Annotated in this window: 23 protein-coding genes; 8 read left to right on the top strand and 15 right to left on the bottom strand. The window is 61.0% G+C overall.

The genetic code is table 11. The features are described 5' to 3' along the window. Positions 1-44 precede the first annotated feature (44 nt). A complete protein-coding gene (locus KHO07_RS11495; protein WP_212627243.1) occupies positions 45-185 on the top strand; it encodes a hypothetical protein in 141 nt (46 codons plus the stop codon). 5 nt (positions 186-190) lie between these two features. On the opposite strand, the gene KHO07_RS11490 is transcribed toward KHO07_RS11495, so the two are convergent. The 6 genes from KHO07_RS11490 to KHO07_RS11465 form a co-directional block, all read right to left on the bottom strand. Continuing rightward, positions 191-1312 (bottom strand): carboxylate-amine ligase, encoded by a 1122-nt coding sequence (locus KHO07_RS11490; RefSeq protein WP_212627242.1) that lies wholly within the window; start codon positions 1310-1312, stop codon positions 191-193. Positions 1313-1326: 14 nt separating this feature from the next. After that, complete coding sequence (locus KHO07_RS11485) at positions 1327-2271, bottom strand: class I SAM-dependent methyltransferase (RefSeq protein WP_212627241.1); 945 nt, start codon at positions 2269-2271, stop codon at positions 1327-1329. A 17-nt stretch (positions 2272-2288) separates the two neighbouring features. After that, positions 2289-3671 (bottom strand): iron-containing redox enzyme family protein, encoded by a 1383-nt coding sequence (locus tag KHO07_RS11480; protein WP_212627240.1) that lies wholly within the window; start codon positions 3669-3671, stop codon positions 2289-2291. 367 nt (positions 3672-4038) lie between these two features. Next, positions 4039-5085, bottom strand: a complete 1047-nt coding sequence (locus tag KHO07_RS11475) for a nitronate monooxygenase (RefSeq protein ID WP_212627239.1) — start codon at positions 5083-5085, stop codon at positions 4039-4041. A gap of 36 nt (positions 5086-5121) precedes the next feature. Beyond that, positions 5122-5511, bottom strand: coding sequence for a tautomerase family protein (locus KHO07_RS11470; RefSeq protein WP_212627238.1), 390 nt, complete (start codon positions 5509-5511; stop codon positions 5122-5124). A 111-nt stretch (positions 5512-5622) separates the two neighbouring features. After that, positions 5623-7140, bottom strand: coding sequence for a CoA-acylating methylmalonate-semialdehyde dehydrogenase (locus tag KHO07_RS11465; protein WP_150734562.1), 1518 nt, complete (start codon positions 7138-7140; stop codon positions 5623-5625). Between the two features lie 571 nt (positions 7141-7711). Here KHO07_RS11465 and KHO07_RS11460 point away from each other — a divergent pair. The 3 genes from KHO07_RS11460 (at position 7712) to KHO07_RS11450 (ending at position 9457) form a co-directional block, all read left to right on the top strand. Next, a complete protein-coding gene (locus tag KHO07_RS11460) occupies positions 7712-8071 on the top strand; it encodes a DUF6124 family protein (RefSeq protein ID WP_212627237.1) in 360 nt (119 codons plus the stop codon). 453 nt (positions 8072-8524) lie between these two features. Further along, positions 8525-8935 (top strand): hypothetical protein, encoded by a 411-nt coding sequence (locus KHO07_RS11455; RefSeq protein WP_212627236.1) that lies wholly within the window; start codon positions 8525-8527, stop codon positions 8933-8935. A 180-nt stretch (positions 8936-9115) separates the two neighbouring features. Beyond that, on the top strand, positions 9116-9457 hold the full coding sequence (locus KHO07_RS11450) for a hypothetical protein (protein ID WP_212627235.1): 342 nt from the start codon (positions 9116-9118) through the stop codon (positions 9455-9457). 352 nt (positions 9458-9809) lie between these two features. On the opposite strand, the gene KHO07_RS11445 is transcribed toward KHO07_RS11450, so the two are convergent. Continuing rightward, positions 9810-10487: an MOSC domain-containing protein gene (locus KHO07_RS11445; protein ID WP_212627234.1), complete on the bottom strand. Its 678-nt coding sequence runs from the start codon at positions 10485-10487 to the stop codon at positions 9810-9812. A 116-nt stretch (positions 10488-10603) separates the two neighbouring features. Here KHO07_RS11445 and KHO07_RS11440 point away from each other — a divergent pair, with 116 nt between their 5' ends. After that, complete coding sequence (locus KHO07_RS11440) at positions 10604-11491, top strand: LysR family transcriptional regulator (RefSeq protein ID WP_075949459.1); 888 nt, start codon at positions 10604-10606, stop codon at positions 11489-11491. Between the two features lie 104 nt (positions 11492-11595). Here the strand turns inward: KHO07_RS11440 and KHO07_RS11435 are convergent, their stop codons facing one another. From KHO07_RS11435 to KHO07_RS11420, 4 genes are read right to left on the bottom strand one after another with little or no spacing between them, the layout of a single operon-like run. Beyond that, positions 11596-12615, bottom strand: coding sequence for a nitronate monooxygenase (locus KHO07_RS11435; RefSeq protein WP_212627233.1), 1020 nt, complete (start codon positions 12613-12615; stop codon positions 11596-11598). Between the two features lie 3 nt (positions 12616-12618). Continuing rightward, the gene (locus tag KHO07_RS11430; RefSeq protein WP_212627232.1) at positions 12619-13173 is read right to left on the bottom strand and encodes a cytochrome b/b6 domain-containing protein; all 555 of its coding nucleotides are present in this window, start codon (positions 13171-13173) and stop codon (positions 12619-12621) included. Positions 13174-13227: 54 nt separating this feature from the next. After that, complete coding sequence (locus KHO07_RS11425) at positions 13228-14901, bottom strand: cation acetate symporter (protein ID WP_150736302.1); 1674 nt, start codon at positions 14899-14901, stop codon at positions 13228-13230. Continuing rightward, positions 14898-15212, bottom strand: coding sequence for a DUF485 domain-containing protein (locus KHO07_RS11420; protein WP_150736303.1), 315 nt, complete (start codon positions 15210-15212; stop codon positions 14898-14900). Before KHO07_RS11420 ends, KHO07_RS11425 begins: the two co-directional genes overlap by 4 nt. A gap of 259 nt (positions 15213-15471) precedes the next feature. Between KHO07_RS11420 and KHO07_RS11415 the strand changes: the two genes are divergently transcribed. Further along, entirely contained in the window at positions 15472-16353 is an 882-nt protein-coding gene (locus tag KHO07_RS11415) for a LysR family transcriptional regulator (RefSeq protein WP_150736304.1), read from the top strand. Here the strand turns inward: KHO07_RS11415 and KHO07_RS11410 are convergent. Further along, positions 16337-17572 carry an MFS transporter gene (locus KHO07_RS11410; protein ID WP_212627231.1) on the bottom strand — a complete coding sequence of 412 codons (1236 nt, stop codon included), beginning with the start codon at positions 17570-17572 and terminating at the stop codon, positions 16337-16339. The genes KHO07_RS11415 and KHO07_RS11410 overlap by 17 nt on opposite strands. After that, the gene (locus tag KHO07_RS11405; RefSeq protein WP_212627230.1) at positions 17569-18789 is read right to left on the bottom strand and encodes a YbfB/YjiJ family MFS transporter; all 1221 of its coding nucleotides are present in this window, start codon (positions 18787-18789) and stop codon (positions 17569-17571) included. Before KHO07_RS11405 ends, KHO07_RS11410 begins: the two co-directional genes overlap by 4 nt. Before the next feature lie 270 nt (positions 18790-19059). Here KHO07_RS11405 and KHO07_RS11400 point away from each other — a divergent pair, with 270 nt between their 5' ends. Next, positions 19060-20088 carry a D-cysteine desulfhydrase family protein gene (locus tag KHO07_RS11400; protein ID WP_212627229.1) on the top strand — a complete coding sequence of 343 codons (1029 nt, stop codon included), beginning with the start codon at positions 19060-19062 and terminating at the stop codon, positions 20086-20088. Positions 20089-20165: 77 nt separating this feature from the next. Here KHO07_RS11400 and KHO07_RS11395 read toward each other — a convergent pair whose 3' ends face one another. Both KHO07_RS11395 and KHO07_RS11390 read right to left on the bottom strand, forming a co-directional pair. Then, positions 20166-20627, bottom strand: a complete 462-nt coding sequence (locus KHO07_RS11395; RefSeq protein ID WP_075949467.1) for a hypothetical protein — start codon at positions 20625-20627, stop codon at positions 20166-20168. A gap of 212 nt (positions 20628-20839) precedes the next feature. Continuing rightward, positions 20840-21796 (bottom strand): threonine dehydratase, encoded by a 957-nt coding sequence (locus tag KHO07_RS11390; protein WP_212627228.1) that lies wholly within the window; start codon positions 21794-21796, stop codon positions 20840-20842. Between the two features lie 95 nt (positions 21797-21891). On the opposite strand from KHO07_RS11390, the gene KHO07_RS11385 reads away from it, so the two are divergent. Continuing rightward, complete coding sequence (locus KHO07_RS11385) at positions 21892-22710, top strand: AraC family transcriptional regulator (protein WP_212627610.1); 819 nt, start codon at positions 21892-21894, stop codon at positions 22708-22710. The last annotated feature ends 24 nt before the right edge of the window (positions 22711-22734 follow it).

Here is a 22734-nt window from a genome sequence, read left to right as displayed (position 1 = left end):
TGGCATGCGCCGCTTCCAATAATTAATCACTGGAGGCGCGCGCCATGAACAACGAAGACCGTGAAACCGCAGAAAACGAAGATGACCTCACGCCACCTGCAGCACCTCAGACGCCGGAAGAGGAAGAAGAGGCGCGCCGCCGCAAAATCGCCGAGATAGAACGCAAGGTAGCGGACGGAAACTGATTGCGTCAGCCCGCGCTTTCCCTGAGCAAGTGGTCGACCACCGCTTGCAGATGGCGCTTGGGGTCCGGGTCTCGGGCGCCGGCCTCGGCGTGGCACGCCCGCTGACGCGTCGCGCTGTTGCCGTGCAGCAACAGGGCTTTGGCTTGATCGAAAATCTGTGGTTCGCCCATTTGTTCCGCCGTTTCGGAAAACAGCAACTGTGCCCGGTGCAACCATTGTCCGGCACTGAGCACGGTGCCTGCGGCATCTATTGCGAAACGTCCTTGCAGCCCGTGACGCTTGGCCTGCCAGCGGTTCTCCACGAGTAGCCAGCGCACCGTAGCGTCATGCCCGGCGCCTGGGTTGGCGCAGGTGATGGCATGCGCCACCAACACGCGGAACAGGTTCGCCAACAACAGCGCGTCACTGAGTCGGGGGCAGGCATCGGTCATGCGCAGTTCCAGCGTCGGGTAACGGCTGGCAGGGCGAAGTCCCCACCAACCATTGCCGCCCGGTTCAATCGCGCCGACCCGCTGCAGCAAATCCAGATAACGCTGATACTCGCGCTCATTCTCGAAGTGTTCCGCAATCCCCATGCGTGGCCAGCCGTCGCAAACCACCTGGCGATAACTCTGGAAGCCGCTGTCAGCGCCCTGCCAGAACGGAGAAGAACAACTGAGCATGAGCAACAGCGGCAACCAGGGGCTTACTTCATTCATCACCGCAATCCGGTCGATGCCCTTGGGAATTTCCACGTGCACATGCAGGCCACCGAGCACGCTGCGTTGTGCCACCGTTTGATATTCCCGGAACAACTGATCGAAGTGCGGCAGCGGTGTGGCCCGCTGATCACGCCAATGCGCGAGGGGATGGGTGCCGGCGCAGAGCAAGCCCAATCCGTGGCCACTCAATGTGCGGTTAAGTCGCGAGCGAACACCGTGAAGATAATCAGCCGCCTCAGTTATCGAGGTGAATATCGGTGACGCGACTTCAAGCTGTCCCTGGAACATCTCATAGGCAAAGCCTGTGCCGATCGCTTCCCGGCATTCGGCCAACAGCGCGTGGCCAGGTTCAGCCAGCATCTGCCGAGTGGTCAGATCGGTGAGGAAGTACTCCTCCTCAATACCGAAACGCGGCCCCTGCCTCATCGCGGCCACTGTGGTCAATGCCGTCGGGTCACGGTCAATGCCACGACAGCGATGCGCTCTACCCGTTCGTAACCGGGTTTGAGCAATTCCTCGCCGAACACGTCCGGATCCAGCTCTCGATACGTCCAGCCGACCGCATGATCAGCCAGCATCGACTGGATGGCTTCAAGAAACGGGTCGCGTCCCCCAACCATCGCCACGCCGGTGTACAGCACCAGGCTGCCGGCCTTCTGCAGACGCGGTAACGATTCCCGAACGATGCGCAGCGACAGGGCTTCACCCAGGGCCCCGCCGCCATGGCGATAGGCGCGCTGCTGGCTGTCGTTCATGTAGGGCGGATTGGCGACGATCAGGTCGAACTCACCTTCGACGCTGCCGAGGATGTCGCTCTGGTACACGCTGATGTTGTCGACACCCGCCAGTTCGGCATTGACCGCCGACAGCCGCAGTGCTCGCGGGTTGATGTCCACCGCCAGCACTTCGGCAAATGGGTGTGCCCGAGCGACCACCAGCGCGCCGACGCCGGCCCCGCAGCCGATGTCCACGGCCCGGCGCACAGGCTCGAAACGCTGTTGCAAATGCGCGTCGATCATTTGCGCAAAACGGTAGCTGTCCGGCCCGAAAAATACCGCGTCAGCCTGTGAGGTCGGGTACGCCGAATGGGCAAACAACATCCCGTCAAGGCTCGACCAACGTACAGTGCTGCTCCACAGCGGGCCATCTCGTTCGACGATCTCGGCCTGTTCCAGGCCAGCCAGCATTTCTCGCGCAAACAGCGTGTGATCAAACGGCATCGACCAGCCGAAAACATCGCGCAGGTCCCTGGCCAACGGTGGTGTAAAACGTTGGTACACGCGATCGTGAGTTGCCGGGGTCGGGGTGATGAAACGATAGTCTTCACTGAGCAGGTGCCTGCCCAGCGCCAGCATGGCCTGATCGGCGATGTGTTGTTTGGACATGCAAGTCACTCCTGGGCTCAGCGCAAGCGGGCTAGCGTTTCAATAAAACGCCGGGTGGCGTAGAGCCCCGCCGGACGGCAATGCCGCTGGGCCGAGAGCCACGGGATCAGGGTTTGCAGCTGCTGCTGCGGTGCCTGATCGCCCAGGGTTTTTAGCAACGCGATGAGTTCCGGGTCGTGGGTTTCGCTCGCGTCGAGGGCGTCACTGGCGCTGTGATCCCGCGCTATCGGCTTGGGCCGTTGCGGGTCCTGCCAGTCACCGGCAATCCAGTCGTGCAGCAATTGTTTTTCGTAGCCACTGAACACCCCGAACATGGCCGCGGTGTTGCCCTCGATCAGACGCCAGAAGCGGCTGTCTTGCGGCGACCGGTTTCGCTTGATCCAGCCCTTTTGCTCCAGCGCACCAAGAAAGCCGGCAATCTGCCCCGGCGACGCCAGCCATTGATTGACGGTTTTGCCTTCGATCTGACAATAGTCGGAATGCATGTGCTGGCCGAAATAGCGTTTGCGCTCGAGCATCGCAATCACTTCCCGTTGCAACTCAAAGCCGGCAATCACCGCCGTCGTACCCATTCCCAGATCGTTCAGGCGATAGCCCACAGCGACACGCCGGAAAAACTCGTCCCGCCCCTGTTCCATGGGCAGCAGTTCCAACAGCGACTCAACAGCCTTGTGCCCGTGACCACTGCTGGCGTTGTCGATCGTCACGTGCAGGGTGAAGTAATACGGATCGATGCCCAGCTCACGCAGTTCATAAGCGCTGATCAGCAGGTGCAGCGGCAGTTGCTCATAACCGAGGTTATAACCGATGACTTCCGGCATGAATGCGTCGCCGCATCGGCCCAACGCGAGTTGAATCGCGCCTTGAACAAAGTGCTCATCGGCCAGCCCTTGTTTGTCGCCACAGTCGTGGGTGGCCAGCAGATTACGGTAGATCACCACGTGATTCTGCCGAGGATCGCCCCTGCCCAGTTCTTCCAGATAAGTGTTCAGGAGTCCGTCGTAGCGCACGTCCTGCCAGTGTTCCAGCACGCCGGACAGCCAGGCGCCGTCGACCTCTTTGGTCGGTGCGACGCGTTGCAGGAAATACAGGGCATGAGCCTTGTTCGAAAAATATCGGCGCGCCCCGCCCTGCTTGCGGTCCTCAAGGTAACCGGCGTAATCCTGCGCCACTGCCGCGCAACGGGCTTGCGCCCATGCCGACAACTGCTCCGGCGCCTCGGGCAAATCACACGGCAGTTCAGCGGCGAGGGCCATTTGCTCGCGCAGGAAAGCCTCCGCCTGCAGCCCGGCATCAGCGCCGTTGCTGTAGAGCACATCGTACAGTTCTCGATAGCGCCCAGCGGCAACGGGGCCTGACAGCGCTGAAGGTGTGCCGGACAGGGGCTCGAACAAAGTCATGGACGTTTCTCTCCTGGGCGGTGCATTTCGCTGCGTCCCTGGAATCAGGTGCCGACAACACGAAACGCTTACTCGTTGAAGAGAAGATTTAGCCCTGAGCGGAAAATTCAATCGGCTTGCAGGAGAGCGTGACCGGTGGCATACGCCAGGCAAGAAAAAGGTTCTTCACGGACTTCCGGGGAACACAGGTAACGCGAAATCCGTAGGAGCCGGCTTGCTGGCGATGGTCGTTAACAACGACGCGCCTGGTCTGGTTAAACGCGGCGCATTCATCGCCAGCAAGCCGGCTCCTACGAGGTTGCCAAAGGGAATGGCGTGCGATCGAGTAGACGAGCCGCGGCTGGCACCGTGTAAATACCGCGCTGCACTAGTACATCTCCGCCGCCAGCAAGTTAACCAACGCCGCCGCCGGCATTTCCCGAACCAGTGGCGCGCCCTGCCCGGCCCACTGCACGGCGAATTCACTATTGGCCTTGGCCGCTGCCGCCGCATTGAGCGCCTTGTTCGCGTCGTAGGCAATCGGGTAGTCCGGCAAGGCCGGGGCATTGGCCTCAAGGCTGGTGAAGTTGCGATTGACCATGCCCCGGGCAGGTCGGCCGGAGATGACGCTGGTGACACGCGTCAGATGCGCGCGCGGCCCTTTCAGGGCTTCGCGGTATGCCGCATTGGCCGAGGACTCGGGGCACAGGATGAAAGCCGTACCCAATTGCGCGGCACTGGCACCCAGTTGCATGACGGCCCGGATGCCCGCGCCGTCCATGATGCCGCCCGCGGCAATCACCGGCAGCCGGCTGGTTTCGGTCAGCACACGCACCAGGGCAATTGTGCCCATCTCGCTGTCCTGCTGCGGATCGAACACACCGCGATGCCCTCCGGCCTCGTAACCTTGCGCCACCAGCGCATGCACGCCGGCGCGTTCCGCCCATTGCGCTTCGGCCAGGCTGGTCACGGAACACAGCAGCACAATACCGGCGTCCTTGAGGGCATCGATGGCCGGTTGCGCGGGCAAGCCGAAGTGGAAACTGACCACCGCCGGTTTTTCCTCCAGAAGCATCTGCAGCATGCCGGCGTCTTCGACAAACGAGGTGTAGATCTCGCGCAATGCCGTTGGCGCTGCGGCCTCGAACTCGGCAAAGAACGGGGCGAGAAACGCCAGCCACTGCGCCTCACGCGCAGCGTCATGAATGGCCGGCGCGTGGCAGAACAGATTCACATTGAAGGGCTTGTTGGTCAGCGTAGCCGTCTCGCGCAACATGGCCCGCGCCTGTTCGACGTTGCTTGCCCCGATACCGATGGACCCGAGCCCACCGGCATTCGACACCGCCGCGGCGAGTCTGGGCGTGGAGACGCCCACCATCGGCGACTGAATGATCGGCAGTTCAATGTTCAAAAGGGACAGCAGAGGGTTGGACATGGCAGCACCTTGAATGGGATGAGTGAACGTGGAGCGCTAGAGCTCCCCGGTCAAAAATTGCGCGCGGCCGCCTCCGAACGACCAGTCCGCATCGCTGTTTTCCACCAGCGAAACGATGAGATCGTCCGCCGAAAGGTCGCAATCGACTTGCAGGTGTTCAGCCAGCAAACGGTAAAACGCGATCTTCTGCGCCTGTGAACGCGGTCGGGAAATCACCGTCAACAGGACCACGTTGGCCGAGCGGGGATAACCCAATCCGGTGTCGTGCAGGATCAGTTCTCCCGCAGCGTGTTGCGTGACGCTTTGATAACGATCACTGAAGGGCACCTCGAACGCCGTAACCATGGCCTGATGGGCTGCATCCAGCAACGTGCGCAGCTGTTCATCGGTGCGCCCGCGGATAATGTCGAACTTGAGCAATGGCATCGCGATTCACCCTGGGAAAAAATCGGGGACGAAGGAGCTCGCCCCCCCGGGACAAAAGAATGGCGTACAAGCCCGCGCCAGTACGCCTTCCAAACCCGAAAGCGTCAAAGTCTATTTCGAGGTGGGCATGGCAAACTCGGCGCCCTTGGCAATGCTGTTCGGCCAGCGCTGCATCACCGACTTCTGCTTGGTGTAGAAGCGCACGCCCTCTTCGCCATACGCATGCATGTCACCGAACAGCGAACGCTTCCAGCCACCAAAACCGTGCCATGCCATCGGCACCGGAATCGGCACGTTGATGCCGACCATGCCCACCTGAATACGGGTAGCGAATTCACGGGCGATGTGGCCGTCACGGGTATAGCAGGCGGTGCCGTTGCCGAATTCATGGGCATTGACCAGGTCGACCGCCTCGGCAAAATCCTTGACGCGCATGCACGCCAGCACCGGGCCGAAGATTTCTTCTTTGTAGATTTTCATCTCGGGGGTGACGTGGTCGAAAATCGTCCCGCCCAGCCAGAAGCCTTCGGCACAATCAGCACCGGCCTGCGCGCCATCAAAGCCACGGCCGTCGACCAGCATTTCGGCGCCTTCAGCGATGCCCTGCTCGATGTAGCCGGTGATGCGTTGCAAGGCGGCAGACGAGACGATCGGGCCCATTTCCGCAGCCAGGTTCATGCCCTCCAGAATCTTCAATGTGCGCGTGCGTTCGACCAGTTTCGGCATGACCTTGTCGGCCACATCGCCGACAAACACCGCCACCGAAATCGCCATGCAGCGCTCGCCGGCCGACCCGAAGGCCGCGCCGATCAGGGCATCGACGACTTGATCGATATCGGCGTCGGGCATCACCACCATGTGGTTCTTCGCGCCGCCCAGTGCCTGCACGCGCTTGCCGTGGCGGGCGCCGGTTTCGTAGATGTAGTTGGCGATCGGCGTCGAGCCGACGAAGCTCACGGCTTGGACTTGCGGGTGATCGAGCAGCGCATCCACGGCTTCTTTATCGCCCTGCACCACGTTGAACACGCCGTCGGGCAACCCGGCTTCCTTGAACAGTTCGGCAATCAGCAGCGAGGGCGAAGGATCGATCGGGCTCGGCTTGAGCACGAAGGTGTTGCCGCAGGCGATGGCCACCGGGAACATCCACATCGGCACCATCACCGGGAAGTTGAACGGCGTGACACCGGCCACCACACCCAGCGCCTGGCGCACGGTCCAGTTGTCGATATTGGTGGAGACCTGTTCGGTGTAATCACCCTTGAGCAGTTGCGGAATACCGCAGGCGAACTCGACCACTTCGATACCGCGGGTCACTTCGCCCTGGGCATCGGTGAACACCTTGCCGTGCTCCGAGGTAATCATCCGCGCCAGGGTGTCACGGTGCTCGTTGAGCAGCGCCAGGAACTTGAACATGATGCGCGCACGGCGCAGCGGCGGCGTCGCCGACCACGCCGGAAACGCGGCCGCGGCCGACCGAACCGCTGCGTCGACTTCAGAAACATTGGCCAGGGCCACCTTGCCGAGCACCGAACCGGTGGCCGGATTGGTGACGTTCTGCGCGCGCCCGGAAGTGCCCGGTACGGCGCGGCCGTGAATGTAATGTGCGATGTCTACTGGCTGGTTGCTCATGGCGGGTGTCCCCTGCTGGTGGATAAGAGCCATCTCTTTTTGTTTTTCTGAAACGCCAGGCGCGGCGTTGGCGCGGCTGGCAGAGCCAAGGTAGGCCAGGTGTTTAATCATGTAAAATGATGATTAATGATTCTTTGGATCAGAAATGGTGAAGGGTAATGGGTAGGGACTTGGGTCGATAAACTTGTGAGAAAGGCTCACACCCGCGCGTTAAACACACAATAAAAGCGCCTGTTTAAAGGCGTATGCGGTTACTGGATGAGGGCTACAAAACCTTGCGTCATTGCCTACGGGTACGCCAGAATCCGCCGGCTTGTGCGCCTTGGGGGCCATCGGTAACTTGATTCGTGTCACTGCTCATCAGTGATCGGGTTTAGCAGCCCGGGGTTTCACGAGGCGCTTCTGCATCCAGAGAGTCAGGTCATTTCTTGCCTGCACTTCATGGTCGCTGTGCGCAGGGCGCTCTCGAGCGCGCCGGTTTCGTGTCTCCCCGGTCTGCTAACCTGCGCACAGCTGCCACCCTTCGTTTAGCAGCGACGCGGTGACGGCTCCATATTTTGGAGACAGAACTATGTTCAAAGTAACGCCGAACCCGCCAGGCACCGATCCAGCCTCCCCCTACGAACCCGATTCAAACAAACTCAACGAAGCCGCCGAACGCGCGCTCGATTACCACTTCCCGTCGACTGCCGATATCAAAGCCACGCCGCGTACCGTCAGCACACTGTTCACCGTCGACCCGGAAGCCACCCGTGAAACGCTGATGGTGTACTTAGTGGAAACACTGGCCTCGGTCGATGTCATGGTCCATCAACTGGTCGATCACCTAGAGGGTGGAGATCGCAATGCCCTGCTGGGTATTTCCAACAGCGTGATGCTGGCAGAGATCACCGCGAACCGGGTGCTGGATCAGATTGATCCGTCGGAGTAACGCAAGCCCCCAAGCCCTCCAGGCCGGCCAGCAGGCCGTCATCGCTGGCAGGCCAGCTCCCACAGAAATCGGGTACGACCACAACATCGAGGTCGCTGTCAGGCCGCCATCGCTGGCAAGCCAGCTCCTACAGGAATCGGGTGTGGCCACAACAGCCAGGTCGGCTGTCAGGCCGCCTCGCTTTTGATTTGGCTTTTGATTTTCTTGCCCCATCGAGAGGCCGAGCGTAGGTTCTGCGCAGTGGGCAACCCGGCATGGATGCCGGGTTAGCCGCCCCCGGCCAAGGATGGCCGATGGCGGCGGGCCCACGGAGCAGGACCGGAGCGCGGGCATGCCGAGCCACAGCGAGGCACCGAACGAAAGGGGCAAGAGCCCTTTGGTTACTTTGGGGCTTTTCCAAAGTGACCCGCTGTAAGAGCGGAACCCTAAGCAGCCGTTACCGCAGCAACGGATATGTACTCGGTCAGCAACATCGAGGTCGGCTGTCAGGCCGCCATCGCTGGCAAGCCAGCTCCTACAGGAATCGGGTACGACCGCAACATCGAGGTCGGCAGTCAGGCCGCCATCGCTGGCAAGCCAGCTCCTACAGGAATCGGGTACGACCGCAACATCGAGGTCGGCAGTCAGGCCGCCATCGCTGGCAAGCCAGCTCCTACAGGAATCGGGTATGGCTGCAACATCGAGGTCGGCAGTCAGGCCGCCATCGCTGGCAAGCCATCTCCTACAGGAATCGGGTGTGGCCACAACAGCCAGGTCGGCTGTCAGGCCGCCTCGCTTTTGATTTGGCTTTTGATTTTCTTGTCCCCTCGTGAGGCCGAGCGCAGGTTCTGCGCAGTGGGCAACCCGGCATGGATGCCGGGTTAGCCGCCCCCGGCCATGGATGTCCGATGGCGGCGGGCCCACGGAGCAGGACCGGAGCGCGGGCATGCCGAGCCTAGGCGAGGCACCGAACGAAAGGGGCAAGAGCGCTTGGTTACTTGGCGCTTTTCCAAGTGACCCGCTGTAAGAGCGGAACCCTAAGCAGCCGTTACCGCAGCAACGGATATGTACTCGGTCAGCAACATCGAGGTCGGCTGTCAGGCCGCCATCGCTGGCAACCCAGCTCCCACAGGAATCGGGTACGACCGCAACATCGAGGTCGGCAGTCAGGCCGCCATCGCTGGCAAGCCAGCTCCTACAGGAATCGAGTATGGCTGCAACATCGAGGTCGGCTGTCAGGCCGCCATCGCTGGCAAGCCAGCTCCTACAGGAATCGGGTACGACCGCAACATCGAGGTCGGCTGTCAGGCCGCCTCGCTTTTGATTTGGCTTTTGATTTTCTTGTCCCCTCGTGAGGCCGAGCGCAGGTTCTGCGCAGTGGGCAACCCGGCATGGATGCCGGGTTAGCCGCCCCCGGCCATGGATGTCCGATGGCGGCGGGCCCACGGAGCAGGACCGGAGCGCGGGCATGCCGAGCCTAGGCGAGGCACCGAACGAAAGGGGCAAGAGCGCTTGGTTACTTGGCGCTTTTCCAAGTGACCCGCTGTAAGAGCGGAACCCTAAGCAGCCGTTACCGCAGCAACGGATATGTACTCGGTCAGCAACATCGAGGTCGGCTGTCAGGCCGTCATCGCTGGCAAGCCAGCTCCTACAGGAATCGGGTACGGCCGCAACATCGAGATCGACTGTCAGGCCGCCATCGCTGGCAAGCCAGCTCCTACAGGAATCGGGTGTGGCCGCAACATCGAGGCTGGCTGGATCAACCAACGCTATCCACACGTTTCTGCAAATACTTCGCCCGCTCCGACAAACGCCGCTGCCAGTCCGGCGCCAAACCATGGGTCACTGCCAACGCCAGCAAATCATCAATCACCGGCCGATGCGACAACTGCACCTGCCAAAACCGGTCGATGGAAAACCGCTCCGTATACCGCTCAAGCAGCTCAATCCCAGCGCCCACTTCAAAGTACCCGGGCTGGATCACCCGGTAGTACCAACCGGTGATGCGCTCCTTGGCGACAAACATCGACATGTGTTCAGCATCAAAGCGGTGATTGATTTTCCAACAGGGGCTGCGAGGCTGAGACACCTGCAAAACCGCGCTGCCGACCTGGAACACATCACCGATGTGCACGTTGACTTCACTGAGCCCGACCGCCGAAATGTTTTCCCCGAGGCTGCCCGCCTTCAGCTCAGAGGCACTGCCGGGAAACGCTTGCGCCAGCCGCTCATAGTGTTGCGCAGCGTACTGATGAATGGCTTTTTCCGGGCCGCCGTGCACGCGGGGATCGCCATGCTGATCACCTACAATGCCGAGCATCTCAACCCGCACCGGGCCTGCATGCCGTTGCTTGAACATGCCGGTTTGCTGGCCTTCGGGTAGCAAGACGCCCAAGCCTCCTGCATACACATGGTCAATCTTTGAAGTCAGTTTCATGGGCCGAATCGCGCTCGTTTCATATCGTTTCGAGCACTTTACTAATCCGCAGAAAAGCTCGTAAAGTGATCATTAAATATAACCAGAATCACTTTTTATGATGGGTGGTGACGATCATGGAAATGCGCCAACTGAAGATTTTCTGCGCCGTCGCTGAACTGGGCAGCTTCACCGCCGCAGCCTTGCAGGTGAACACCGTGCAATCCAACGTCACCATGCGCGTGAAGGAGCTGGAAGCGGAGCTCAATCGCGAGCTGTTCATCCGCAAGAAGTCCGGGGTGGTGCTGACTTCGGCAGGCGAAACCTTCCTCGGTTACGCGCGGCGCATTCTGCAATTGACCGAAGAAAGCCGCAGCGCCTTGATGGACACCGGCAGCCCCACGGGTTTGCTGCGTTTGGGATCGATGGAGACCACCGCCGCCATCCGCTTGCCGCAGGTGCTGACCAAGTACCGCGAGCAGTTTCCAGAGGTGCAGTTGTCGCTGCTGACGGGCACCACGGTGGAACTGATCAAGGCGATTGAAGCGCATCGGCTCGATGGTGCGTTTGTCGGCGGATTCCACCAGAACTCGGCGCTGGCCCAGGAAGAGGTGTTCACCGAAGAGCTGGTGCTGGTCAGCAGCAACCACTTTGAAACCCTGCCTGCACTCATCGAAAAAATGCCCCAGCAAACGGTACTGGTGTTTCGCACCGGGTGCTTTTATCGCTCGACGCTGGAAAACTGGTTTTACCAGGTCGGCTTGGTGCCGAACCAGATCATGGAACTGGGCACTCTCGACGGCATCCTGTCATGCGTCGCGGCGGGCATGGGCGTGACGCTGCTGCCCAAGTCCATTGCGGAAAATTGCAGCGTGCGCCATGCCATCCGCTGCCACACACTGCCGGCGGAATTTGCCAATGTCTCCACGGTGTTCATTCGCCGCAACGACACCATGATCACCTCCGCCATGAGTGCCTTCATCGGCCTGGCACAACAGCAAATCGCCCGGCCGGCGGTGGCGTGAACCCAAACAGGTAGGAGCCGGCTTGCTGGCGATAGCGGTCTCTCAGGCAACATCTCTGTTGAATGGGCTTCAGCCATCGCGAGCAGGCTCGCTCCCCCATTTTGTTATTGCCAACCGAGTGACCTTCTCTGCTCACTCAAGAACCGCCCGGTCGTGGCATAGTCGGTGAAGTCGCTCCCCGTATCCGGCACCGGCACCAACCCGCGCGCCAACTCCGCCACGCGTTCTGCCGCCGGGATAACGCTATGGATCTTGCCCACGCCCTGCCCCGCATACAGCGACAGTTTCTCGGCCATCCGCGGTTTGTCGATCGCCCGGGCGCCGCCGCCGATAAAGCGCAGCAGGTTCCATTTATCCCGATTGGGAATCACGCGATGCGGCGTGCCGTAGGTCCAGCCAAACGAATAGCCGGTGCGGTACTCGGTGTCGTCCGTGGTCGCCTCGACGATCTTCTGTTTGTACAACGGATGGGCATTGGATTCATCAGTCGCGATGAACGCCGTGCCCACCACCACCCCGCAAGCACCCAGTGACATCAGCGCCCGCACATCGTCGCCTTGGGTGATGCCGCCCGCCGCCAGAACCGGCCGGCCTTCGCAGACCGCAAGGATCGAGGTCAACAACGGCATGATGCCAATCGTGCCTCGATTGAGATGCCCGCCACTCTCACTGCCTTGGGCGATGATGATGTCGGCCCCCTGGGCAATGGCGATGCGGGCCAGTTCCACCGACCCTGCTTGCACCATCACGATCAGCCCGGCGTCCTTGGCCCGGGGGATCATGTCGGCGGCATATTTTTCGGCGTAAAACAGCGACAGCAGCTTGGGCTTTTCCTTGAGGATCACCTGAAACTGCGCCTCGAACACATCCGGGCCACCGAACTGCGGCACCAGGTTCACGCCGAACGGCTGGTCCGTCAGTGCGCGGGTTTCCTGTATCCAGCGGCGCAAGGCCAAGGGCGGCAGTCGCAAGCCGCCGAGGACGCCCATGCCCCCGGCATTGGCCACGGCGGCCACCAATTGCGGGCCGGAAATCCCCGCCATGCCGCCGAGAAAAATCGGGTACTTCACGCCGCAGAGCCGGGTAATGGCGTTACCGGCGAAATCAAGTCTGTCCTGGTTCATGACTCACAGCTCCACATGTTTGCCCAGCATCCGCTTGAGCGTGTTGTTCTTCAGGAGAAAGTGATTTTTGACCGCGCCGAAGATGTGCAGCGCCAGGCCCGCGAGGAACGCCGAGGCGCCGATGTTGAACAGCACGTCAACCACATGCCGCAGTGAATCATTGACCGGCAGGAGGCTCGGAATCCACCACCCTCCCGGCAATTCCACCACTTGCCCGGCGGCGCAGCGTGAAGCCCACACCGCAATCGGCAGCAGCACCATCGCCAGGGCGAGCGACACCGCCACCGAGCGGCTGATGATCACTTCGATCGGGTTCGGCGTGCCCACCGGCAGCGGATGGTATGAAGTGATCCGCGCCCAGAACCGATAGCTCGAGACAAGGAACAGAATCAGGCCCAGCAGGTTTTGCAGCCTGCCGGACTCAAGTTGCGAGGCAGCGCTGGAGGCGTTATCAATCAACAGTTGCAGGCCGAAAATCGCCAGCAGGGAGAACGCCACGACCCAGTGCAGGGCAACCGTGATGGGGGAAAATCTCAAGCCATTGTCTCTAAGTTGCATGGCTGACTCCTTTTGCAAAGGTCGCAAATCAGGAAGGGATTGACTGCGTAAGTCTTAGTGGTTGACCGCCTGCGCGGCACCGAGCCCGGTCTGGGCACGGATCAGCTGATCATCGAAACGCTCGCGCTCAAGCACTGCACCGTGACTGCGATCGGTGACCGAGCCCAACCAGGTGAAAAGGAACGCCACGTTCATTGAGATGATCGCCGGATAGTCATAAGGGAAAATCGCCTCGGCATTGCCCAGCACCTTGACCCAGACTGCCGGCGAGAGAATCACCAACCCCACTGCAGTCACCAGACCCGCGACACCGCCGATCAACGCACCGCGCGTGGTCAAGCCTTTCCAGTACATCGAGAGCACCAGAATCGGGAAGTTGACCGACGCGGCCACGCCAAAGGTCAGCGCCACCAGGAAGGCGATGTTCTGGTCCTTGAACAGAATGCCCAGCACCACCGCGACGATGCCGATGCCTACCGACGCGATGCGCGATACGCGACGCTCGTCCCTGGCATCGGCTTTGCCCTTTCGGACCACCATCACATACAGGTCATGGGAAATCGCCGACGTACCCGCCATGGTCAGCCCGGACACCACTGCCAGAATCGTCGCGAAGGCCACGGCGGAAATGAAGCCGAGCAGCAGATCGCCGCCCACGGCTTTGGCCAGGTGCATCACCGGCATGTTGCCGCCGCCAATCAATTTGCCCGCCAGGTTCCCGCCCTCGTAGAAGGCCGGGTCCTGCCCGACGATCACGATGGCGGCCAGGCCCAGCACCGCCACGATCAAGTAGAAAAAGCCAATGAAACCTGTGGCGACGAACACCGATTTGCGCGCCTGTTTGGCGTCCGGCACGGTAAAGAAGCGCATGAGAATGTGCGGCAGCCCCGCCGTGCCAAACACCAGCCCCAACGACAACGAGATCAGCGACAGCGGGTCGGCCACCAGTTTGCTCGGCAGCAGAATCCGCTCGCCATCGCGGTGCGCGGCCACGGCTTTTTCGAACAACAGATCGAAGGAAAAACCGAACTTGCTCAGCGCCAGAAACGCCAGCAGCGTGCCGCCCACCAAGAGCAACCCGGCCTTGATGATCTGCACCCACGTGGTCGCGACCATGCCGCCGAAGGTCACGTAGACCGCCATCAACAGACCCACGGCAATCACCGCATAGTTGTAAGGCAGACCGAACAGCAGCTGAATCAACTGCCCTGCCCCCACCATCTGCACGACCAGATAAAAGCACACCACCGTCAGCGAGCCGAACGCCGTCAGCGTGCGGATGCGGTTTTGATCGAGGCGGAACGAGGCGATGTCGGAGATGGTAATGCGCCCCAGATTGCGGATGCGCTCGGCGAACAGAAACAACAGCAGCGGCCAGGCAACGAAGAAGCTGATCGAGTACAGCACGCCGTCGAAGCCGTTGAAGAAGATCATGCTGGTGACCCCCAGCAGCGCCGCCGCCGACATGTAGTCACCGGCCAGTGCCAGACCGTTCTGGAAGCCGCTGATGCCACCGCCTGCCGTGTAGAAATCGTCCATGGATTTGGTCTTGGAGGCAGCCCAGTAGGTGATGCCCAAGGTGGTCACGACGAAGACCAGGAACATGCTGATCGCGGTGATGTTGATTGGCTGTTTTTCGACGTTCTGGATGACATCGCCGGCCATGGCGCGCGCCGCGAATACGCACAGCAGAACGGGAAGGATGAGGTTGCCGAGGATGCGTTTCATACGATGGCCCCCGCGCGGATTTCTGCGGTCAGGTCATCGAACTCACCATTGGCGCGATGGATGTAGAGACCGGTAAACAACCAGGCCCCGACAATGAACACCGCCCCTAACGGCCACCCGATGCTGATGATGCTGGTGGCGGAAAGCTTCGTCGCTAAAAGGTGCGGCGCGAAGGCGGCGACGAGGATGAACGCGAAGTACGGGACCAGGGTGGCGGCGGTAAGACTGGCGACGAAACGTCGTTGCCGTGAGACCAGGTCTTTGTACCGGGGATGATTACGGATTCTGGCTGACTCAGTTGCATGATTCACGTTGACTCCGTGTAGCAGTGGTTGCGTTATTGTTGTTCCACAGCCTCAGATTCAGACTCGATCCGCCACTGGCTGCGGTATCTGTGCCCCTTCAACCTATGCCTGCCAAGTGATCATGTAAAATGATCAATAATGATTCCGTTGATCGTTTTTGGTGAATCGAAACCACCGTTTGACTTGTCATCTCCGCGACGCGAATCTAATCTCCATCAGGCTTTAGCCATGGCAATGGCTATTACTTTTTGAGATAGGTGATTTGATGGATGTAGCGGATCTCAAGGTGGTGGACGCCGTAGCGCGCCACGGCAGCATGAACAAGGCCGCCAGCGAGCTGAACACCGTGCAGTCGAACGTTTCGGCGCGGATTCGCTCGCTGGAGGATGAGCTCGGGATTGCGTTATTTCAGCGCAGCGCCAAAGGTGTTCAGGTGACGCCCGCCGGTCGCCGCATCCTGCCCTTCGCTGCCCGTTTATCGAAACTGCTGCTCGACGCTTCAAGCGCTGCCCGCGATGACGGCCACCCCAAAGGCGTGATGGAAATCGGCACGCTGGAAACCACCCTCGCCCTGCGTCTGCCCCAGCTGATCGCGCGGTTTGCCAAGGCTTATCCCGAGGTTCGTCCAGTGGTGCGCACCGGCACCACGTGCAGCCTGATCCAGGATGTCATCGACTGTAAGCTGGAGGGTGCATTCGTGGTCGGTCCGGTCAATCATCCGGAGCTGCATACGCAAGCCGCGTTTCGCGAGGAGCTGGTGTTGATCACCTCACCGGCGGTGCTGCGGTTGGACGATATCGCCGGTATCGAGAATCTCAAGACCGTGGTGTTTCGCCTCGGCTGCTCCTATCGCCAACGCCTGGATACGCTGATGACCCAACTCGGCGTCCTGGCTCCCGAGCCGCTGGAATTCGGCTCGATCGAAGCCATCATTGCCTGCGTGTCCGCCGGCGTCGGCATCACGCTTTTGCCCAGAGGCGTCATTGCCGACGCGGCACATGCGGGATTGGTCGCGGTGCATGAACTGCCCCCGGAACTGGCCCACGTGGAAACCGTGTTCGTGCGCCGCATTGACGGTTATTTTTCCAGTGCGCTGGCGACCTTTCTGCACAGTGTGCGCGTGGAGGGTGTCACTGCCCCGCTGTAACGACGGGCATCGCATGGAAGCGGGTTTTCACCCAGCCGTTGACTGCGGCGCATAACACCAGCAGCGCACCGGTCACCAGAAACACCTGATGCAAGCCGAAATGCGCACCGATCTGACCGCCGATCAATGGCCCGATCACCTGCCCGGAAAACTGCGCCGATTGCAGATAGCCGAGGATTTTGCCGGTGTTGTGCTCCTGCACCGAATGGCGGATGAGCTTGGCAATCGCCGGCAGCAGCCCGGCAATGCTCATGCCCATCAGCCCGCGTAACACCGCCAGTTGCCACCATTGCGTGACGTACGCTTGGGGAACCATCACCAGACCAGTCACCAGCAAACAGCCAATGATGACGTTCCAGCTGCCGACCCGGTCGGCCAGCGCCCCCAGCTTGGCGGCGGTCAAAATACTGCCCAGCGCCGAGCAGGCCATTACCACGCCGGCGATCCGCGCCTGCTCATCAAAGACGACGCCAAGGTGGCCGATGTAAACGGTGATGATGGGTTCGATCGACATGTTGGCCAGCAGCACCATCATCGCCGTGAGCAACAGTGCACCGATGACCGGCCAGCGGGAACGGTCGGCCGGTGTTTGAGTGTTATCGGTCCGTCGCGAGCCATCCGACTGCCGATTGAAGTCCTCGCGGATCAGCACGATGGTAGTGATCGCCGCCAACGCAATCATGGCGCCACCGACGAAGAAAGTGCCGCGAATACCCACCCATTGCGGCAGAAACCCGCCCACCAGTGGCCCAATCAAATTGCCGGACAGTGCCCCTGTCGACAGCACGCCCAAGGCCCAACCCGCCTTCTCCCTCGGCACCTGGGAACCGATCATCACGATAGAAGCCGAGGCATAGCCGCCGATAAGCCCGGCGATCAATCGCAGCACCACCAGATCGGAAACGTCCCGTGCCAGCCCGATCAGCGACATCACGATGGCCATGCCGATGGCCGCCCGCACCAACATCGGCTTGCGCCCGAACCGATCCGCCAGCCGTCCCCAGAGCGGCGCGGTCATCGCCGTGCCAAAAAACGTTGCGCCGAATGCCACGGCGGACCACTGCACGACATCGGCCTGGTTCGTCACGCCCAGTTGTTGCACATACAGCGGCAGAAACGGCAACAGCATGCTCAGGCTCACCAGCGTGGTGAACGAACCGAACACGCAAACAGCGAGGTTGCGGCGCCAATAAAGACGATTGCGATCAGCGTAATTCACTTCAACAGATGCTCCGGTGTCGAACGTTGAACCACCGCCACTACATCGATCACGAAGGCGAGCAACATGGCCGATGTGCCGATGAGAAACAGCAGGCTGTAATTGCCACCGCTATAGGAAAACAGGAACGACAGGCCATAGGCGGCGACCGCCTGGAACAGCGCAAATCCGACCGTGGCGGTCTGCCAGGCCGACGCCTGTCGAGCCGGATGATGGGCGAGGATTTCATGAACCCGGCCCAGTACCAGCGGCACGGTGCCGGTGACAAACGCACCGACGATCACACTGGAGATCATCAGCCAGACACTGCCAAGCCCGAGCGCCGGCACTGCAACGCAAATGGCCTCGATGATGAACGACACCCGCAATGCGCGACCGAAGCCGACCCGGTCCGCCAGCAGCCCGGCCAACAACGGCCCGACGGTGGCGCCAACGCCGAACAGCACCCAATATTGCGCCCCGGTTTGCAGCCCCTGACCCAGACCGCGAGCGACGAAATCCACCAGGAAAATCATGTGCGGCACCCAACCGGCCGCGTTGAGTGCGTATTCGACATACAGCGCCTTGAGGGTGCCGCTGGGAGCAGCGTGACGGTGATGGGTGGTGGTGGCCACCGGAGCCTCCGCTGTCGGCCAGCCCCACCAGGCCAGCAGCGTCAACGCCAGGGAGATCAGGCCGAGGCCAAGCCAGGTTTGTTCAAGCCCCTGTTGCAACAGCAGCGGCACCAGTGTCCCCGACGCGGCGATCCCGACGCCCACCCCCATGAAAATCAGGCCACCGACCAAGCCCCGGCGCGATGGCGGAACGTGCGCCAGCACCGTTGGCGCGGCCAGGACCATCAAGGCGCCACCGGCAACGCCCGAGAGGAATCGCCAGGCAAAAAACCAGGCAAAAGACACCGGCCACGCACAGGCGAAAAACGCGATGCTCGCCAGCAGCATCATCGCCCGCAGGGTAAAGCGGGTTGAGGTTTTCGACGCCAGTGAGCGGCCGAAAAGAGCACCGGCCAGATACCCGGCAAGGTTTGCCGCACCGAGGTAGGCCGCCCTGGAAGCATCAAACCAATGCGCTCCGACAAGGGCCGGCAGCAACGGCGTATAGGCAAACCGCGCCAGACCAATCCCCACAAGACTCGCCGAAAACCCGGCCACGGTCCCCCGCCAGAGGCTGGCCGGTTGTAACGCAGCACCGGCTGTTGTTGGCTTCACAGTGTTCATCGTCTGCCCTTCCATTCATCAGTCAGGGCCGACTGTACGCGCGAGCAAGGTATCTCAAGAAACGAATTAAATAGACAGCCGTTATCTTTATTAATGATATGCAACCCATCCCGTACAGCAGCCTGCCTGTTGGCTCCTGCACGGGATTGGCCGGGAGCGTTAGTTACACGGTGTATCAACAGTAATTCCGAAACGACCGTATACCTTCACCCCGGGGCTTTTTTACAGTGACCGATGCACTGCGTTCTTTCACTCCACGAGCGAACCTCCATGCCCCACAACGTGAATCATCTTGATGCCGCACTGACGGCCTATCCACGGGCGGCCCTGCTTGAAGGCCCGACACCGATCCAGAAACTGACCCGCCTGAGCCAGTTGCCAGAACTCAATGGTTGCAACCTCTATGTCAAACGCGATGACCTCACCGGGCTCGGCGGTGGCGGCAACAAGCTGCGCAAACTGGAGTTCCTGCTGGGTGAAGCACTGGCCGAAGGCGCCGACACGCTGGTGACCTGGGGTGGTTTTCAATCCAATCATGCGCGGCTGACCGCAGCGGTAGCCGCGCGCCAGGGCCTGGCGTGCGAACTGATTCTGACGCCGTCAGCCGTGCGCACCGATAACGATTTTTGTCACAACGGCAATGTCCTGCTGGATGATCTGTTCGGCGCGAAAGTACACCGGCTACCGCGGGGCGTGACACCGAACACCTACGCAGACGAATTAGTCGCGAAGCTCAAAGATCAGGGCAAAAAACCTTTCGTCATGCCCTTGGGCGGCTCGAGTCCCCGGGGCAGTCTCGGTTACGCGGCCTGCGCCGCAGAGATCCTGCACCAGGCTGACGCGCTGGGCCTGCAGTTCGATCAGATCATCGTGCCCAACGGCAGTGCCGGTACCCACTCGGGATTGCTCGCCGGTGTAACCCTCGCCGGCTCGGCAACGCAGATTCTCGGCTACTCGGTATTGGCAGACGAAGACCAGGCACAAACCACCACCCAGGAAAAAACCCGGCAGACACTGCACCTGCTTAATCCCCAAGCAACGGTGGGCGAAAGCGCAATCAACGTCGACGGCAGCCAACGCGGTGAGGCCTACGGCGCACCCACCGAAGCGATGCTTGAAGCCGTGCGCCTGCTGGCTTCCCAGGAAGGCTTGCTGATCGATCCCGTCTACGGCGGAAAAGCGTTCGCCGGAATGCTCGCCGCCGTGCGCCGAGGCGATTTCCCGGCCGGCAGCAATCTGCTGTTTGTCATGACCGGTGGCTTGCCCGGCCTGTTTGCCTACCGCAGCGCTTTTGCCTGACAGGCCACTTCAACCGCCATAAAAAAAACCTCCCCGGGCGCGAACCCGGGGAGGTTTTTTACATTTGCATCAAGCGATCAGTTTTGCGCTTTGCTCATCTTGGTAAACAGTTCGGTTGGCACTTTCTTGCCATTGGAGGTGAACTGGTTGGTGCGGAATTTGTACACCTCGCCTTCGGAGAGGAAACCATCGCCGTTGGTGTCCATCGCTTTGAACTCTTCAGCACCTTGCGGAGCTACAGCCAGCAGTTCCTTGAGCGAAACACGGCCGTCGTGGTCAGTGTCGGTACGAGCGAACGAAGCATCACCGCATTTACCTTCACCGCACTTGCCTTCGCCGGCCTTGGTCACCTTGGCGCCGGCTTCGTCAGCACCGCACTTGCCTTCACCACATTTGCCTTCGCTGGTTTTTTCCGCGGAGGCCAGTTGGTAGCCCTGAGGCAGAGCGTCTGCAGCAAAAGCGGTCGAAGCGAGGTTCATGCTGCCGGCCAGTGCAACAGCGATCAGGCCAATACGGGATTTATTCGACATACGGGACATGGTGATTCTCCGGATACGGTGTGCGGCCAAGCCGCTAAGGTCATTGCCACTAAGGGCGATAAGCCGTGGTGCGAGGCGCATCTGCTTTCTCGCTAAGGCAGGGCTATTTGACTGCAACCGTGTATCCCGGATGTATCCGGTTCGAGGGCATTTGTAAGCCAGTCTCCGTACAGCGGGTCCGGATACACAGCGATACACACGCCCCTCTGCCTTCACGCAATCACTTTCGCAAACACCGATTTGTCGACGTTGGCGCCGGACAGAATCACGCCCACCCTTTTTCCCTTCATCGCTTCACGTTCGTGCATGAGCGCCGCCAGGGCAGAGGCGCCCGCGCCTTCGGCGAGGTTGTGGGTGTCGGTGTAATACACGCCCATGGCCTCGGCGATCTGCTCGTCACTGACCGATACGATCCGCGCTGCACCCTGCGCGTAAACGGCAAAGGCTTCAGCAATGGGTTTGCGCACCGCCAGGCCATCGGCAAAGGTATTGGCCGTGGCGGTTTCGCAGATGGCTCCGGCTTCGAACGACAACTTTGCGGCGGCCGCTGCGCTGGAAACCACGCCCACCACTTGAGTCTTCAGGCCCAGCGCGTCGCGGGCGGCGATCACTCCGCAAATCCCCGATCCACAGCCAATCGGCACATACACCGTATCCAGGTCCGGCGCCGCGTTGAAAAGCTCCAGCGCGTAAGTGGCCACGCCTTTGACCAGCTCGGAATGGAACGGCGGAACCAGAAAGAGGCCATGGGCTTGTGCCAGGCGTGCGGCCTCTTCCCGGGCCTCGTCGAAATCGCGGCCGTATTCCACCACTTCACCACCGAAGCCGCGCATGGCGTTGTTCTTTTCCAGCGAATTGCCTTGCGGCACGACAATCAACGCTCGCAAACCCACCGCGCCTGCCGCCAGCGCCAGGCTCTGTCCATGATTGCCCCGAGTAGCGCTGACGATGCCCTTCACTTCGGGATGCTCACGCTTGAGCCAATGCATGAAGGTAATGCCACCGCGCACCTTGAAAGCACCGGTCGGCGTGTGGTTTTCGTGCTTGACCCACACCGTGCAACCCAGCCGTTGCGCCAGCAACGGCCAAGCGTACTGGGCGGTCGCAGGCATGACCTGATAAACACGTTGGGCTGCTAGTTCAATGTCGTCGCGTGTCAGTCTGTGCATGAGCTGTCCCCCTGAGGTTTTGCCCAGTCTAGACACGACCCCCGCTGCCGGCTTTCAGAAAACTGACCTGACTTTTGCGCCCGCTCTTGTTTAGTATGGTTTTCATGAGCCATCGAACCCGCCTGCCGCCAGCCCCTCCGCCTGAACCGGTCCGCCGGGTCGAGGCCGGGCCGTGGCTGATCGAATTGCTGCCCGGCTGCGCCTACGCTACCCGCTATGTGGCGGCGCAATCGGCGATTGGCTTTGCCTTCGACAGCCAGCGCGGCCTGCACGCCATCGGCAGCGACCGGGTACTGCCCTTCGATGCGATACCTGACGGCCTGGCGTTTGTGCCGGTCGGCTGTGACGTCTTGTCCGAATCGCCCAAGGGCGGTGAATACCTGCGCGTGCTGCGCACTGACGGTATTGCCTTGGCGGGAGACCGTGCCTTCAACAACCGCATCGACCCACAAGCCACGATCCTCGCCCAGCGGATGCGCAGCGCCTTGTTGCGGGCGTCCGTGGAGGATGACTGGGAGGCTTGGGCACTGGCCCTGGCTGAACGAACGACGCAAACCGCTACGAGCTCATCGCCGCATCCAGGCTCGATAACCGGCAGCCGGATGCGCTTGCTCGATGAGTTCATCGACGCAGGCCTGGAGGGCCCGCTGGCTGTACCGGCAATGGCGCAGTTACTGGGATTGTCCGAAGGTTACTTCATGCGGGCATTCAAAAGCGCCACCGGCAAAAGCCCCCATAGTTACCTGATCGACCGACGCCTCGCCAAAGCCCGCGCCCTGATGCGAGATTCGGCCGCCACCCTGACAGAAATCGCCTACCGCTGCGGTTTCAACTCCCAGGCGCACATGACGACCGTGTTCAGGCAACGCCTGGGAGTGAGTCCGGCGCAGTTGCGAGGCAGCTCGCGCAGATGACCGGGGTGCTTGGGCTGCGCAATA

Source organism: Pseudomonas sp. PP3, assembly GCF_905336995.1.
Classification (GTDB): domain Bacteria; phylum Pseudomonadota; class Gammaproteobacteria; order Pseudomonadales; family Pseudomonadaceae; genus Aquipseudomonas; species Aquipseudomonas reinekei.
The sequence above is the reverse complement of the archived record's forward strand: the minus strand, read 5'-3'. Positions and strand labels throughout refer to the sequence as shown.